Raw genomic sequence first — 16,207 nt, 5'->3', positions numbered from 1 at the left:
TACCAAGCGAGCGATCTCAAATTGCCGCAGCATGAAGCCGATCAATCCGAAGGCTCCGTGCAGGGCTACAAACGGCCACAGTCCGCCGATTTGGCACCAGCGCGTGAAGTTCCACTGCGCTTCTGGGCCCCACAGGAACAGTAGGGAGTGTCCCATGCTGTCTGCTGGGCTGGATACGGCGGCAGTCAGGAAGTTGCATCCTTCCAAGTAGGATGATGCCAGTCCGTGGGTGTACCAGGATGTGACGAAGGTGGTGCCTGTCAGCCAGCCGCCCAAGGCCAGGTAGGCGCAGGGGAACAGCAGAATACCAGACCAACCTACGAATACGAAGCGATCGCGCTTTAACCAGTCGTCGAGGACGTCAAACCATCCTCTTTGTGCTGAGGCGCGTCCGACTGCAACAGTCATGACGTGGATCTCCGAATAGATATGAGTACGGGTAGGCGGTTCGATCGTTGTCTAACTGCTAAGCAGTTATGACTACGCACAAAACCTGTTAAAACGTAATTCAAGTTTACGTTTCTTTACCATGTCTCTCATTATAAGTGTAAGTTTTCTAATTTTTCACCCCCTTAACTGATTTCGTTGCCGAATTTTGCTCACAAAGGTTTGCTGCTGGGATGAGTCAACTTTGCAATACTAGAAAATAGTCGTGAAATTAACCAAAACCGTTTAAAGCCTTATGTTCACTATCGACCTGACTCTCAAGAACACTCCTTTCCCGCTTTCGGTGCAGCGAAAGTCAGAGGACGAGGCTCGCCAGCTGTACGATCGAGTTCTAGAAGCGATGCGTTCCGGCAGCTCTCAAATTCTGGAGCTTACCTGCGATAAACAGCCGGAAAAAAAGATCGCCGTCTTGACTACGGAAATCACAGCAGTACAAATATCTCAAAAGTCCGGTGCCGCCGCAGCAGGCAGACCCCCAGGCTTTTTCGCAATGAGTGAAGGATGAACGCCCGCAACGGTGATGACATGGCGGAATCGGCCATCATAGTGCAAGATGTCTGTTTTGGCTGGTCTGGGGGCGAAACGGTTTTAAAGTCCTGCTCTCTGACTGTTCCTAAAGGCGAATTTTGGATGCTTTTGGGTACTAATGGCAGCGGCAAATCAACTTTGCTGAGATTGCTGGCTGGGCTTTTGCGTCCCCAGTCTGGTGAAATTAAGATTGCACAGCCAGCAGGATTCGTCTTCCAAAATCCCGACCATCAATTGGTGATGCCTACAGTTGGAGCTGATGTTGCGTTTGGACTGGTGGAAGAAAACCTTCCCTTGCTCCAAGTTCGCCAGCGGGTGGAAGAAGCTCTCGCAGCTGTGAACTTATGGGCGTTGCAACGACGCCCAATTTATGCTTTGAGTGGAGGCCAGAAGCAGCGAGTGGCGATCGCCGGTGCGATCGCTCGTCGTTGCGAAGTTTTGCTGTTGGATGAACCCACCGCCCTTCTCGACCCAGACAGTCAGTTAGACTTGGTAGCTCAAGTGCGGCGCTTAGTCAATAGTCAGGGAATAACTGCTTTGTGGGTAACGCACCGCTTAGATGAGTTAGATTACTGCGATGGCGCATTCCTGTTGGAACGGGGTTTTGTTGTAGATCGAGGCGATCCCAAACGCTTAAAACAACGCTTGATGCAAGTTCAGGAAATTATCTGAGCAACTCAAAAGTCACTCAGTCACTCACTCAAAATTAAGAATCTCTTCCCGCTATCTCATTCCCCCACGACCTAAGCTCCCCCACTCTCCCCCAGCCCCGACGCCCTAACGTGGTGGACACTATGCACATAATGTGTAAAATGTCCACCGTTTTAACAATTTGATTACTATTAAGAGATGAATTACCATCTTAATTGTTAAGTTTAGAAAAATTTGGCATTGAAAAATGACACCCGACTCGCCGTCAGCTGTTTTGCTCGTGGACGGCTACAACATAATTGGCTGTTGGCCGACGCTGCTACACGAGCGCGATCGCAATGGATTAGAGGCAGCCCGCTGGCAACTGATTGAATCTCTGATTGGCTATAGCGCTTTTCAAGGTTTCGGTACTCAGATAGTTTTTGATGCCCAGTATCGAGACACTCCCAGTACTAGCGAAGTCATAACGGAGAACTTATCGATTTCCTTTACCGACTTTGGCCAAACAGCAGATTCTTTTATTGAGAAAATCTGTGCTGACTTGCACCACGAGCTGCGGCAATTTCAGCGGCGGCTGATTGTCGCGACATCAGACAGAGCCCAACAACTGACGATCTTAGGTTACGGTGCTGAATGGATGTCAGCACAGCGGCTAGCCCACGAAGTAGAGTTAACTTCTCAGCGCATCCGGCGCAAACACAAACCGCGCAGTCAATCATCAAGTCGTTTCTTAGCCAACTCTCTCGATCCTAAATCCAGACAGCGCTTGGCTGAACTGCGAAATGGATTTAGGTGAGCGCTAAGATTTAAAACTGGCGAAAGTCAGACAGGGTGCGAATTACAGAGATTTACGAGACCTTCGATAAAAAAAATTTGCCAAAGGGCTTGCCAAATTTCTGGAATTACCGTTACTATAGTTAAGCGTTGCACAAGCAAAGCACACATTCCTCGGTAGCTCAGTGGTAGAGCGGTCGGCTGTAAGGGACAAAAGCAGGTAAATCTTTAAGATTGCTTGCATTACCTAGCAGCGCTACTTGGAAACGAGTAGTGGAAAATCGGGTGAATTCAAGGAAACCGCAGCACTTCGGGTGGCGGCAACCCTGAACCAAGTCTGGCAAAAGGCAGCGGTTATCCGTAGGTAGCCAGAAAGGAGCAGAGACTAAGGATGAGGAGCCTAACCAATAAATCCTACAGCGCCCGACATCCCATGTGGATGATGAGATAGTCCACCCCCTTCGGAAACGTTGGGATAAGTGTAACCGATTGGTCGTAGGTTCGAATCCTACCCGGGGAGTTTTACAACAGAGAAAGATGAAACAGAGAAACATGAAACATGAAGGATGAAACATGAAGGATGAAGGGATGAAGGGATGAAGGATGAAAAAAACAAACTTCAAACCTACACCTTCAGAGTTTGAAAAGTTCTGGATGCTCGATCCGGAAATAACATTTCTCAATCACGGCTCGTTTGGTGCGTGTCCGGTACCTGTGTTGGAGGCGCAACAGCGCCTGCGTCAGCAGATGGAAAGGGAACCGCTACGCTTTTTCGTCCGAGAATTTGAAGAACTGCTGGATGCGGCAAGAAGCGAGTTAGCTGAGTTTATCGGTGCAGACGCTTCGGAGTTGGCATTTGTCCCCAATGCTACAACAGGGGTGAATGCAGTGCTGCGATCGCTCAAATTCACCAAGGACGACGAGTTGCTGACTACAGATCAAGAATACAACGCTTGTCGCAATGTGCTTGATTTTGTCGCCGCCGAGACGGGTGCGCGGGTGGTGGTAGCAAAAGTGCCTTTCCCGATCGAATCGCCCGATCGAATCGTAGAAGCGGTGATGGAAAAGGTGCGATCGCAAACGCGGTTAGTATTATTAGACCACATCACCAGTCAAACAGGCTTGATTTTTCCCATCCAGCAAATCATACAAAAGCTGACAGAACTTGGAATAGATACTCTCATTGATGGTGCCCACGCGCCAGGGATGTTGGCCTTGAACTTGCACGAAATAGGCGCAACCTATTATACAGGCAACTGCCACAAGTGGTTGTGTGCGCCAAAAGGGGCAGCATTTTTGTATGTACGGCGCGATAAGCAATCCCAGATTCGTCCCATGACCATCAGTCACGGTGCAAATTCTCCACGCACAGACAGATCCCGTTTCCAGCTAGAGTTTGACTGGATGGGAACGGACGATCCTACTGCTTACCTCTGCGTACCGGCAGCGATTAAATTTATGGGATCGCTGCTTCAGGGTGGATGGCCAGAATTAATGGCGCGAAATCGAGCATTAGCAATGGCAGCTAGGCAGACTCTTTGCCAAGCGCTTGCCGTTTCGCCGCCTTGTCCCGATGAAGCGATCGCCGCAATGGCAGTTGTGCCTTTGCCGGATGCAGTCCCTGATGCAGGAAAAGCACCGTTAATCCCTTTTTTGCAAGATGCGCTGTTTAAAAAATTTGGCATTGAAGTGCCTGTGATTCCCTGGCCTGCGGCACCAAAGCAGCTGCTTCGCATTTCGGCTCAAATTTATAATACACCAGCACAGTACGAGTATTTGGCTTTGGCGATCGCACAATTAATAGAGCGGTAATTATTTAAAATCAATCTGCCTTTCACTGTGTTATCTATAACTGTAACTCACGTTACTTTATTACATCTATCTCAATGATTATTTAAATAGTTTTATTTTTGGAAACTCTGAAGAGAGTCAGCACTTATTGAAAATAGTTTACGGCAAACTTTTTTTCTTCCCCAGTTTTTCACTTTTACGTCTTAAATTGATAATTGTTATACTTCATCTAATCGAAGAAGGCGAAAACTAATTATGCTCATAGTTCAACCTGGTTTCTTTCCTTACACTCTGTCGGAAATTTTTGCACGCGCCAGTCGTTCTGGGAAAATTAGTCGCGCCGAATACAATAGATTGACCCTGGCAATGATGCAAAACTGCCTCAGTGAGGACGAACAAAGTTGCATTAGGCGAATTCAGTATGCCGTGCGTAGAAATCGCATCAAGATTGTAGCAAGCTCACATTTCTTAACATCAGTTGCCGATATTGCATCCTAGCTTAAGTATCGGTATAACAGGAGCTAAGCCAGTGTGTGTAATTAAAGTTAAAAATCTTTTATGCAGCTTAATTCATAACTGTTGATTGTTTACAATCGACAGTTTTAAGCTTGATTGAGTATATAAAATAATTATTTATACAGAAAATATTTAACATTTCAGTTTCAGCGTTAAGCTCTAGTTTCTTTCTGTAGTACTGCCTGCAATATTTGCTCGCGAGCCAAAAGTTCCGTTGCAGTTTCCTTATCTACAGGCATAGAGATAAAGTACCCTTGCCCGAAATCGCATCCTAATTCTTGCAACTTCTGTAGCTGGAAAAGCGTTTCTATCCCTTCTGCCACTATATCCATGCCTCGGCTGCGGGCAAGAGTAACAATGGTTTGAACAATTTGGGTATCATCTTTATCCGAGGCAATGCGACTCACAAAAGAGCGATCGATTTTTAAAGTATCAATGGGAAACTCGTGCAAGCGGCTTAAAGAAGAGTAGCCTGTACCAAAATCATCAATACATAAATTAATACCTAATGCTTTTAGTTGCTTTAAAGTTTTTTCTTCCCAGTCTAAAGTTTCTAAAATACAACTTTCGGTAATTTCTAGTTTTAAAGATGTTATTGGTATCGCAGCTTCGCGTAAAATTTCTTCTATTCGATGCAGCAGATCCACTTGTTTAATTTGCACGGCAGAAAAATTTACGTTAATTGCGAGGGGAGGTTTTTGGGGAAATTGTTCTTGCCAAATCTTTAGTTGGCGACACGCTTCCTGCAAAACCCACCACCCTAAATCGTCGATCAATCTAGTTTCTTCAGCAATAGGAATGAACCGATCGGGCGATATTAATCCTAAAGATGGATGATCCCAGCGCAGCAATGCTTCAAAACCACTTAGCTTACCTGTAGAGAGGCATACAATTGGCTGATAGTAAAGGCAAAATTCCTGGCTGGCGCTGGCGGTGCTTGAGCAAGGTAGCAAGTCGATCGCCCGTCTTAAGTCATTTTCTAGCTGCAACCGTGCCATCGCAAGTGTTTGCATTGTGGGATCGAAGACTTCGTAACGCCCTTTACCTTTAGCTTTAGCGCGATACATTGCCGCATCTGCATCCCTGAGCGCATCTTCTGGCCGATCGTATCCCGTGCTGCTGAGGATAATGCCAATACTTACTTCGGTGAACACTTTATAATCGTTTAATTGAAACGGCTGTTTTAATTCTTTTTGGATGCGATCGGCAATTTTAGTCGCTTCGCTTATATCTTTAATATCTGACAATAAAATCACAAACTCATCTCCCCCAAAACGCGCAACAGTATCTGTGTGACGCAAACAAGCTTGCAGTTTGCGGCTAACGCTTTTCAGTAATTCATCGCCTAACAAATGTCCCAGGCTATCGTTTACTACTTTGAAGCGATCTAGATCGATGAATAGCACCGCATATAAATAATCTTGACGTTCGCGAGCAGTCTGGATCGCCTGTGCTAGCCTATTCATAAACCAAGCTCGGTTAGGCAGATCCGTCAGCGAATCTTGAAAAGCAAAACGCCCCAATTTTTCTTCCCTCTGCAATAGTTGAATTTGCGTTTTTTGAAGATCTTGCATAGCGTCTGTAAGTTCCGATGTTCGCTCAGCCACTCGTTGCTCTAACTCTTGTGTCAGCTTCTGCAATTCAGTTTCTGCTGAGATCCGCGCCGCAATTTCCTGTTTGAGTAGCTGATTTTGAGCTTCCAGCGTCTTCGTCAAAGAACGCAGTTTTAAATGCAGTTTTACTCTAGCCAAAACTTCTTCTTGCTGAAAAGGTTTGGTAATATAATCGACCGCCCCTATAGATAGACCTTTTATTTTGTTTATATTGTCGGTTAGCGCCGTCATAAAAATTACGGGAATATCTTTTGTCGCCACTGATGCTTTCAAACGGCGACAGGTTTCAAAACCATCTATTCCTGGCATCATTATGTCTAACAGAATTAGGTTCGGCGATACCTCATTTAGCTTTTCGATCGCGCTTTCTCCATTTTCTGCCACTAACACTTTGAAGCCAGATGATTTCAAAAAACTAAACAGCAATTTGAGGTTAGCAGGATGGTCGTCAACAACTAGAATTAACTCTTGTTTTGGATTTTCCATTTTTATTTATTCTCTGATTATTAACAAATTATCTCAATGGTTTTGATAAAAACAGTCGCTCGCCCTTGGCCATATAAAGCCAAAGCTAAAAAAATATTTTACTCTCTTAGCTTGACTCTTGGTGGTGGAGATTCATAATTTTTCAACTAAACTTAATATAAACATATACGATCGAGTAGTAAAATATATCATTTTATTTTGTGAAAGCCCTCTCTTTGAGGCTCCTTCTCAATGGATATGATAAAATAAATAATTCTGGAAATTAATTTTATATCTTATTAAGAATCCTATACTAAAAGCAATAATCATGTTTGATTAATAAATTATTTCGTTTAATTAAAAAATTTTTATCGAGCGCGGGCTTTGTACTAACGCAAGTTGCTACTTAGGATACGGATGTTGTTGCGATCGAGCGCTTCAGCGCAACAACATCCGTATTTGCAGCTAAATGGCAACTTGAGTTACTTCTATGAATTAGACTTACACACAATTCAAATCAACTAAATTTATGCGTAAGCCTCTACCCTTGTAGCAGCGACTGCCCCCCATCAATCCAAATTTCTGTGCCGCTAATATGGCTGGAAGCCTCCGAAGCTAAAAATAGTACCAACTGTGCCACCTGTTCTGAAGTTCCCGGGTCGCCGTCAGTTAACGGTATTTCCCCTTCCGGAAACTCAACGGGTTCTTTGACTTTATCCAGGTCGCGCCGTTGCGTGTTTTCGTCTATATTCGTTTCGATCGCACCCGGACAGATAACATTCACGCGGACGCTATGTTCCGCCAGTTCCAACGCCACCATTTTTGTAAACGCAACCTGTGCAGCTTTAGAACATGAATAGGCAGTCGCACCGGTATTGCTAAACATTCTGGTACCGTTAACCGACGAGGTAATAATAACTGAGCCACCCTGTTTTTTAAGATAAGGTACGGCATATTTAACAGTTAAAAATGTGCCTTTGAGATTGACATTTAGAGTTTTATCCCATTCTTCCGGCGTCAACTCTTCTAGCGGTGCCCAGACTCCATTGATACCTGCATTTGCAAAAACAATATCTATCCGTCCCCACTTATCTGCAATTTTCTTGATGGCTTTTTGCATCTCATCTGGCTGGGAAATATCCGCTAATAATGCGATTGCCTCCCCACCATTTCCCTCAATTTGAGCGACAATTTTACCAATGTCACCTTCTGTACGCCCCAGCGCCGCAATTTTTGCACCCTCTTTTGCCAGCAACACAGCTGCTGCTTTACCAATTCCCGAGCCCGCTCCCGTAATAAGTGCCACTCTTCCTGCTAGTTGCATATTTATCCTGCTTTGGTAAATGTTTTAAAACTCTTCAGCAGCTATATAGCCGCGTTTCCATATCATGTCCTCGATATCGCTATTGCAATTCTTCCCTAGAGGGATAACTTTAAAGACAAAAGCCAAATTCTTCACCTTCGGTTTGGCCACTTCCTTACACTGCAATAACCACAAGCTAGGACTTTATATAACAACAATCGGTTCTCATTTTAAGGAAAGCATAATACTAAAGTTTTTTCGATCGGTCTGAAGGTAGAATTTGGCAAGCTTATCGAAAAAATCTCACTAATTTTCCAAATTTGACAAATTTTCGCTCATGCGATAGATGCGCTCTTATACCTGAAGGCAGTAAACCAGAAAATAAGTCGGAAATATTCAATTAAGAGCGAGAAGATGCGCCAACGTACCTCTACACAGAATAACCTTTCCCGGAAAAGAGCGGTGCCCATGAATTTAAAGACGATTTGGGGATTGCTGAAAGAAACTTTTGATGAATGGAATGAAGATAAAGCATCGCGGTTGGCGGCAGCATTAGCTTACTATACGGTGTTCTCGATCGCACCTCTGTTGATTATCGTCATTGCGATCGCAGGCTCTGTATTTGGCGAAGAAGCCGCCAGGGGTCAAATCGTTACCGAAATTCAAGGTTTGGTAGGCAGAAGCGGGGCAGAAGTCATCGAGACGGCAATTGAAAACGCCAACAAACCAGCGACTGGGACTATTGCTTCCATTATCAGCATCATCGCCCTACTGTTCGGCGCATCTGGCGTGTTTGGCGAACTGCAAGATGCCCTCAACACTATTTGGGAAGTAGCGCCAAAACCAGATCTTGGCGTTAAAGGCTTCATTCGCAAACGCTTTTTATCCTTCGCAATGGTGCTGGTAATAGGCTTTTTATTACTGGTATCGCTGATTATTAGTGCCGTATTAGCAGGACTTAATTCTTATTTAAGCCACTTGCTGCCCGGTATTGACTTTGTGTGGCAGTTGGCCAACTTTGTTATCTCCTTCGGTGTGACTGCGCTGCTGTTTGCGATGATTTATCGATTCTTGCCAGATGTCAAAATTGCATGGAGTGATGTTTGGATTGGCGCTGCTATCACTTCGCTGCTGTTCTCCATCGGTAGGTTTCTGCTGGGGCTGTATTTGGGGAACGGCAGTTTTGGTTCGACTTACGGCGCAGCAGGATCGATCGTCGTTATCCTGGCTTGGGTTTACTATGCTGCCCAAATTCTCTTTTTCGGCGCAGAGTTCACTCAAGTTTACGCCAGAAAATATGGCTCTCAAATTGTCCCCGATAAAAATGCCATATCTCTCACTGATGAAGCTCGCCGACAACAGGAAATTCCTCGCACCAACGATATCGAAGCGGCATCAGAATCAGAACGCACCAACCGGAGCAACAGAAGGATGTCCAAACGTTCTGGATGGTATGGTTTTCTGCAACGATTTAGCGGCAAAAGGAAGAATCGATATCGCTAAGAAGTGCTTTAACTCTTCTGCCATAAATGCTTTGCAGATCGAGCTTTCGATCGTGCCGAGCTACTTGGTAAAAATTTTTGGAAAACCTCTTGCATTATGCAAACAAACATCATAATATAGTAATTGTATTTGTCTAACCAAATGCTCTTCAAACAAGTTGGTTAGAGCGCAACGGACAATAGTCCGTTGCGCGGCCTCTAGAGAGTTTAGTTGGCCAATCGTAAGTCTAAACTTTCTACTCCCAAGTACCACTATCGGGGTCGTCTCGTCTGACTTCTTCAATTTGGCTGACCTCAAATATGAGGGTAAACGGCTGTTTCATTTCCTTTTCTACAAAATTTTCTAAAAGTAGCACTTGTTTTGGCGTTAAAGTTTCCTTGCTACGAACTGTCAAACGCACTTCTGGTGGATTGGCTAGCCAGTTTGTATTCGTTTTAATTAGTTCAACGTTTTGAAAAGTAATCGTGCGGTTGAGTAAGGCCCGTCTAAGGCTGGCTTCCAGTTGATTTTGTCTGAGCAATTCTACAAAACTGATACCCAAAGGAATGATAAGTATGACCGTAAAAGCTAAAGCCCAACTAAGCGCTCTGTGGGCGCGATGCAGCGGGGTGTAGCCAGCTATTAAAAAAGTGAACATACACGAGATAGTAATGCCGAGTAAATTGGTAAGATAAAGCAGCGTTGCACCCAGACTGAGCGACCAATTTGCTTGAGCTAAACCCAACCCAACTACACAAATTGGTGGCATGAGAGCAACTGCGATCGCAGTTCCAGCTAAAGTCCCAGAAACTTTGGGCTGAACTTTAGCAAAACCGCTAATTCCTCCCGCTGCTACGGCAATTCCCAAATCTAGCAAATTCGGTTTGGAACGCGCTATTACTTCGCTGCCAAATTCGGGCAGTCTTACCAAAAAACCCAGCAACATAGCTAAAACAGTTGCTAGAACTGTCCCAACTGCGATCGCCGTCAAACCTTTACGAACTAAAACAACGTTTCCTTCTAATGCTCCAAACGCTAACCCTCGGATAGGCATCATTAAAGGAGCTATAATCATTGCGCCAATAATTACAGCAGCGCTATTGGATAACAGCCCCAAAGTTGCAATTACGCACGAGCCTAAAATCAAGACAAGATAGTTAGTATCTAAACTTGATTCTTCTAACAGTTCTATTTGGATTTGCTCTACATTTTGAGGCTGGATTTCGCGCCTTTGCATTTTTTTCAACCTGAGTCGGATAGAGTTCAACAACATAGACTCCTGCTCGGCAAACAAGTATGAACGAATACTTAACAATTAGACACCAAAGCAATCTGCTCAGTCTCAAACCACTCATTATCGCATATAAATTTAGTAATATTGCCCTGGTAAGCTAGGGACAAATTTTGCAGTCACATCAAGTTATATGGTGTCAGGCTAGGACATCCTCAAAAGTTCCTTCTTGGTATACATATTCCTCAACAAGCAGTATGAAACGCCTATTTACTTCCCAGGGGTAGATTTTAATTATTTTATTTTTGATTACTATCAACGAAGTTTTACAGGGCAGGCAGGTGTTATGAATCTCCAAGAATCAGCATTAACAGCATGGGCGAAGATTCAGGGGATGATAGACGGTCTAATCGTAATGTTGCCTAACATTGTGCTGGCGGCGATCGTATTCGCACTGTTTTTTTTCGCAGGCAGTAAAATTAAGTCGCTCGTCAAACGTCTGACCAGAAGGCATCGGCAGGCTAGGAATCTGGGACTGGTGTTGGGGCGTTTATCGCAGGGAATTGTGATTTTAGTCGGTCTATTTGTGGCTTTATCCATTGTCATACCAACATTCCAGGCAGGAGATTTGATTCAACTGCTGGGTATTAGCGGTGTGGCGATCGGCTTCGCATTTCGCGATATTCTCCAGAACTTTTTGGCTGGTATCTTGATTCTTTTGACGGAACCTTTCCAGATTGATGACCAAATTGTTTTTAAAGGTTATGAGGGAACGGTAGAAAACATCCAGACACGCGCTACCACAATTAGGACTTACGATGGTCGTCGCATTGTCATTCCTAATTCTGAGCTTTTTACTAATTCGGTGATGGTGAACACTGCTTTTGAAAAACGCCGCTTAGAATACGATATCGGGATCGGCTATGGGGATGATATCGATCGCGCCAAACAACTTATTCTAGAAGCAATGCACAGTGTCGATGGAGTTTTGGCCGATCCCGCTCCCGATGTGCTGACAATGGAACTCGCTTCCAGTACTGTGAATATCCGCGCTCGCTGGTGGATTCAACCACCCCGACGCGCAGATGCTCTCGATATGCGCGATCGCGTTCTGACTGCAATTAAAAACAAGCTGACTGCCAACGGTATCGATCTGCCTTTCCCAACACAGCAGATTCTGTTTCACGACCAAACGGAAGAGACAGATGGCGATCGCTCCCGTCAGCGCGAAGGATGGCCCGCAGGTAAAGCTCAAGTCCCGAAAGCTCGCAGTATTGGCGGTTCTCTCCGAAAATTGGCAGAAATGCGATCGCAAAGAGATGGTAACGGCAACGAATGAGGAAATATACGATAAGCGACTTAGTTATGGATAGCATTGGTGCTACAATGGCAGCGTTATTAAGTTTGTGGGCATTGCAAGAACGAACCCGCCCAAAATCTAGGGATGTTGAGCCGCAAGAATCGCGTATTAATTGACCGTAATATTTCTCTTATTTGCTTAGCACTTTTCATTACTAATCGCGATGCAGCCAACTGTACAAACCAAGTGAAATTACAACACCCACAAAATGAGCGGCAATACCGTTGATATTCGCTACGGCTACAAAAACGTCAAGCGCTCGAATAATTTTGTTGGGGTCGGTGATGGCGACGCCAGGAGGTTGAGATACAGCTTTTGCCACCATTACACCTACAGTCGCGCCAGCGCCTAAAAGGCATAAAAATATGCCCACCAAACTAACGATCGCACCCAGTCGCAACATTTGCATAGTATCTGCTTTTTTTGGATGCACCCCTGAATTACGATTTGCTAAATGTTTGGCTATGCGCGTGTAACGGAAAGCTAAAAATATGCTGAACAACAGCGCCAAAAGTCCAGCGACAGCCCAAAATATCCCTACTCCCAGTCCGGCATTAGTTTCTGTCGCGAAGTTTCTTCCAGAGATAGAAAATAACAAAGCTAAGCCAGAAGCTATAGCCAAACCTAATTCTACCCAGAAGCTAAGCCAGCCTAGTAGGCGAAATAGGGTGATAACTTTTTGCTTTGTTGGGGTAAGTAAGGATGTTTCTGACTGAGTTTGCATATCTGTCTCTATTGAGAATTGCTAGAGCGGTTTTTCCAGAAATAGGCCACGTCTCAACCCAAAGGGTATAGCTGCCTACCCTATACGAAAACTAAGCTACTCTTTTCTTGCAGAATACCTCTATATACTCGGTTATACCCCCGCCGAAAGAGAGAGCGATCGCAATTTTTTTCGTTTCGTCAATATTCCCACTAGCGGTCGATTTCTAATTGGCTATTTATTGGTAATTTCCTAAAAGGGGATGGGAGCTTGAATGATTTCAAATTGCTAAAATCGCAAAATAAAATCACCCCTGTCTCCATTCCCTAATCGCTTTTCCCTTGCCTCACTGCTGATGATTTTTGCACAGACCAAATCGGAAGCTTGTTAACCTCTTCCAGCGTGATATCTACATAGGAAATATCTTTACCCTTGGCTAAATCTTGACCGAAGTATCCTTGAGGGCCATCATGGTTATGCGGCCCAGAGATTTTTGCTGTGTAACGACCGTCCCGAACTGCTTGATTAAAAGGAGAACCAACAGTCCAAGGCCAACGGGATGGGAACACAATGCGACCTATATCTTCAACCCAATCTCGACGACCTCGCAAGTGGTAAATATGCTGGGATACATTAAAACCTTTATCCCCAGCAAATACACCACCTACAGAAACAACATTAATTTCTGCATTCAGCCACTCGTGAAGGTAGGGAACCGCTCCCAACGAGACTTGTGCGCCTCCGCTAGTGCCGATAAGTATAATTTTAAACGGTTGATTGCTAGACTGAGGAATCGGATGTGCCGCTTGCATTCGATCGATAATAGCAGTCGCGATTCCCTGATTGTAGATCGGCCCGTAGCGATCGTCTGCGGAAATCGCAAATCGCCACAAATTGCGAATTTTAATCAGCACGTCTGCCATATCCAGCCAGCCATCTGCCCGATTCGCAAATCGCCATAATGGAGCTAAGGGTCTTCTTCCTCCTAAACTTTCATTAGCTGCTGAATAGGGAAAAACATCGCTGACCGCTACGCAATTGGCATGGCTCTTAATCAAACGGTTTAGAAATTCTTCTTCTCCAGGAGTTAATTCATCCGCAGAAAAATCTCCTACTCCGGGTAGAAAAACTATATAACAATTTATATTTGCAGATTTAGCAACGAAATTCAATTTTTTCCTTGCTGGCAAGTTTTTAGACCCTTCCGGTTTAAAACCCAGACTCTCCGAACCTTCCTTCACCCACCAAACTATAGTTCCGACGGGTGAGAATATCCCCCAAATTAAAAGTAATATTCCTGCTAAAATCAACAAATTTAATGTTCCGCTTCGCAGCCAAAGTAAAATTCGCCAAATTAACTGAAGCATTTTCTATTGTTTGGGTGCATCACCAAGTTTACAGTCAGCAAATAAATCCAGACTTCGCTCGAACTTTTTATTGTTTTTTGCCAAACTAAACAGTATAATAACAAAATCAATGCAGTCATCTATCTAAGGTATTAAAATTTAGCTGTGAACAGTCAGAAGTCAAAAGGGAGTTTAGGGAAGACTATCTGGAAAGCGTTAACTTTAAATGCCAATTTTTATGAGAATGCTCACAATACACCTAAAAGAGCCAGGAGAGCTTTAGCGATCGTCACTTTAGCAGCAGTATCTCATGCCTTGGGCAGTGCCATAATATTATTAATCAATCGGGCTACGTTGCAGATCTTAATTCTGGCACTTGTAATCGATCAACTCAGCGTGGTTGGAGGCTACTATTTTTGGACTTTAACTATATCAAAAATAGGGCAGTGGCTAAAACCAAATCATGTCACTTATAAAGATCTGCTAATTCCGATCGGCTATGCCTATTCTCCCCAAGTGCTGAATTTTTTAACGGTGATTCCTTTGTTAGGGCGACCCATCGAATTGGTGTTATCCGTCTGGAGTTTGCTCGCGGCGATCGTTGCAGTTCGTCAAGGTTTAGATATCAAGACTCGATCGGCAGCGATAATTTGTTTGGTAGGCTGGCCTTTAATTCAAGTCGCAATTGGTTTTGTCCAAGTTTTTGAACAGTACTTAGTCAAGTTAGCGACTTAACATCCTGACATCGATCGCACCACTCCAAAACTCGATTCCAAGCCCACCAACGGTCTGGGTCTCCCGCTTGGCCCTGGCAAGCCCTACTGCTGATGTAGCCAACGTGACCGCCATACTGAGTTAATACCAAGTTAATATCAGGATTTTGAGCAGCAGCTTGCAAGTCAGGTATTATCGTCGGATCGAACATCGGATCGTCTGCGGCGTATAAAATCAATGTCGGTTTTTTTAAGTGTGGCAGTATGTGCAGGGCACTGCTAGCCTCGTAGTACGCTTCTACAGATGGAAAGCCCAATCTCTCGATTACCAATTCGCGATCGAAACCCCAGATACTGTTAGCGCGTGCGATCGCATCCGGATCGATTGCGTCTGGGTGAGCTGAGTAAATACGCCAAGCCAGTTTTTTCAGTTCCCGTGCGATCGCCTTTTCTAAGTACCTACCCCAAGGATGCTTCACTAAATAAGAAAGGGAACGATTTGAGTCTAAACTCGGACAAATAACCGCAGCTCCCCCAATATCCTCAAAATTGAGTGCTGAGCCAAATTCTCCTCTTCCCTCCTCGCGGGACGGGCTGGAGTTACTCCCCCACTCGCCTGCTGCTTTAACTCCCCACAGCGCCAGCTGTCCTCCCAGAGAGTACCCCGCAAACCAAAACGGCGGCGGGCACCCCATTGTTTTAGCCTTAGCCGCAACGCGAACAAAATCTTCTCCCTCGTACAATCCATCAGAAGTTAGCGTCGGAGATAACAAAGCCGTTTTACCGTGAGCCCGCCAGTCAAACAGAACTACTGCATAACTCCTAGCGAAAGCTTTGCGTCCCAGCAGTCTGAGAAACCATTGATTATCTAAAGAGCCTGTAATGCCATAAGTACCGACGATCGTAGCGCGAGGTTTGTCGGGAATTGCCACAAGACCAAAAATCGGCACATCTTCAGCACCTGCAAAGATTGTCTCTTGGTAAGGCGGCTCCGGCTCGGTAATAGTGCTTTCCCACTTACGACTAGCCCATAGAGCAGTGTAGAGCGTCATGGCCAAACCGTTTCTAACTGACTTTGGCGGAATGTAAGCAGGAATTGGCATATCGGAACAGATCTTGCAATCTCAAACTACTTCAAGATACCAGCACAGTTGCCCAGCCGATCCAAATCCACCTCTTTCACCCGATCGAAACCAGTCGCACCAATCCGTCCCCAGTAGCTGAATAACCCATAACGACGAAATTTCATCTGCTGGTAGCTGTAAAGCTTTAATAAAACTTGGC

At 44.8% G+C, this 16,207-nt stretch carries 14 protein-coding genes and 1 pseudogene; 8 read left to right on the top strand and 7 right to left on the bottom strand.

The window, feature by feature from the left end; translation table 11 throughout:
- Positions 1–408, bottom strand: a pseudogene (locus tag ACE1CD_RS12570) (photosystem II D2 protein (photosystem q(a) protein)); the annotation flags it as partial.
- A 274-nt stretch (positions 409–682) separates the two neighbouring features.
- Between ACE1CD_RS12570 and ACE1CD_RS12565 the strand changes: the two are divergent.
- The 5 genes from ACE1CD_RS12565 (at position 683) to ACE1CD_RS12545 (ending at position 4,689) form a co-directional block, all read left to right on the top strand.
- A complete protein-coding gene (locus ACE1CD_RS12565; protein ID WP_374796262.1) occupies positions 683–952 on the top strand; it encodes a hypothetical protein in 270 nt (89 codons plus the stop codon).
- Positions 953–972: 20 nt separating this feature from the next.
- The gene (locus ACE1CD_RS12560) at positions 973–1,647 is read left to right on the top strand and encodes an ABC transporter ATP-binding protein (protein ID WP_374796264.1); all 675 of its coding nucleotides are present in this window, start codon (positions 973–975) and stop codon (positions 1,645–1,647) included.
- Positions 1,648–1,873: 226 nt separating this feature from the next.
- The gene (locus tag ACE1CD_RS12555) at positions 1,874–2,422 is read left to right on the top strand and encodes an NYN domain-containing protein (protein WP_374796261.1); all 549 of its coding nucleotides are present in this window, start codon (positions 1,874–1,876) and stop codon (positions 2,420–2,422) included.
- Between the two features lie 581 nt (positions 2,423–3,003).
- Positions 3,004–4,212, top strand: coding sequence for an aminotransferase class V-fold PLP-dependent enzyme (locus tag ACE1CD_RS12550; RefSeq protein WP_374824425.1), 1,209 nt, complete (start codon positions 3,004–3,006; stop codon positions 4,210–4,212).
- 234 nt (positions 4,213–4,446) lie between these two features.
- On the top strand, positions 4,447–4,689 hold the full coding sequence (locus ACE1CD_RS12545) for a hypothetical protein (RefSeq protein ID WP_374796259.1): 243 nt from the start codon (positions 4,447–4,449) through the stop codon (positions 4,687–4,689).
- Positions 4,690–4,859: 170 nt separating this feature from the next.
- On the opposite strand, the gene ACE1CD_RS12540 is transcribed toward ACE1CD_RS12545, so the two are convergent.
- Both ACE1CD_RS12540 and ACE1CD_RS12535 read right to left on the bottom strand, forming a co-directional pair.
- Positions 4,860–6,806, bottom strand: a complete 1,947-nt coding sequence (locus ACE1CD_RS12540) for an EAL domain-containing protein (RefSeq protein ID WP_374824423.1) — start codon at positions 6,804–6,806, stop codon at positions 4,860–4,862.
- A gap of 520 nt (positions 6,807–7,326) precedes the next feature.
- Positions 7,327–8,109: an SDR family oxidoreductase gene (locus ACE1CD_RS12535; RefSeq protein ID WP_374796257.1), complete on the bottom strand. Its 783-nt coding sequence runs from the start codon at positions 8,107–8,109 to the stop codon at positions 7,327–7,329.
- A gap of 447 nt (positions 8,110–8,556) precedes the next feature.
- Between ACE1CD_RS12535 and ACE1CD_RS12530 the strand changes: the two genes are divergently transcribed.
- A complete protein-coding gene (locus ACE1CD_RS12530) occupies positions 8,557–9,591 on the top strand; it encodes a YihY/virulence factor BrkB family protein (protein ID WP_374824420.1) in 1,035 nt (344 codons plus the stop codon).
- Between the two features lie 235 nt (positions 9,592–9,826).
- Here the strand turns inward: ACE1CD_RS12530 and ACE1CD_RS12525 are convergent, their stop codons facing one another.
- Positions 9,827–10,807: a DUF389 domain-containing protein gene (locus ACE1CD_RS12525; RefSeq protein ID WP_374796255.1), complete on the bottom strand. Its 981-nt coding sequence runs from the start codon at positions 10,805–10,807 to the stop codon at positions 9,827–9,829.
- Between the two features lie 340 nt (positions 10,808–11,147).
- Here ACE1CD_RS12525 and ACE1CD_RS12520 point away from each other — a divergent pair, with 340 nt between their 5' ends.
- Positions 11,148–12,140 (top strand): mechanosensitive ion channel family protein, encoded by a 993-nt coding sequence (locus ACE1CD_RS12520; RefSeq protein ID WP_374796254.1) that lies wholly within the window; start codon positions 11,148–11,150, stop codon positions 12,138–12,140.
- A gap of 175 nt (positions 12,141–12,315) precedes the next feature.
- On the opposite strand, the gene ACE1CD_RS12515 is transcribed toward ACE1CD_RS12520, so the two are convergent.
- Both ACE1CD_RS12515 and ACE1CD_RS12510 read right to left on the bottom strand, forming a co-directional pair.
- Positions 12,316–12,885 carry a DUF3611 family protein gene (locus ACE1CD_RS12515; protein ID WP_374824417.1) on the bottom strand — a complete coding sequence of 190 codons (570 nt, stop codon included), beginning with the start codon at positions 12,883–12,885 and terminating at the stop codon, positions 12,316–12,318.
- A gap of 305 nt (positions 12,886–13,190) precedes the next feature.
- Complete coding sequence (locus ACE1CD_RS12510) at positions 13,191–14,231, bottom strand: hypothetical protein (RefSeq protein WP_374824415.1); 1,041 nt, start codon at positions 14,229–14,231, stop codon at positions 13,191–13,193.
- 144 nt (positions 14,232–14,375) lie between these two features.
- Between ACE1CD_RS12510 and ACE1CD_RS12505 the strand changes: the two genes are divergently transcribed.
- Complete coding sequence (locus ACE1CD_RS12505; protein WP_374796251.1) at positions 14,376–14,945, top strand: hypothetical protein; 570 nt, start codon at positions 14,376–14,378, stop codon at positions 14,943–14,945.
- On the opposite strand, the gene ACE1CD_RS12500 is transcribed toward ACE1CD_RS12505, so the two are convergent.
- A complete protein-coding gene (locus ACE1CD_RS12500; RefSeq protein ID WP_374824412.1) occupies positions 14,929–16,026 on the bottom strand; it encodes a YheT family hydrolase in 1,098 nt (365 codons plus the stop codon). The genes ACE1CD_RS12505 and ACE1CD_RS12500 overlap by 17 nt on opposite strands.
- Between the last annotated feature and the right edge of the window lie 181 nt (positions 16,027–16,207).

The organism is Aerosakkonema sp. BLCC-F183 (assembly GCF_041929145.1).
In the GTDB taxonomy this organism is placed as follows: Bacteria; Cyanobacteriota; Cyanobacteriia; order Cyanobacteriales; family Aerosakkonemataceae; genus Aerosakkonema.
This window is presented reverse-complemented; position numbering and strand designations above follow the sequence as displayed.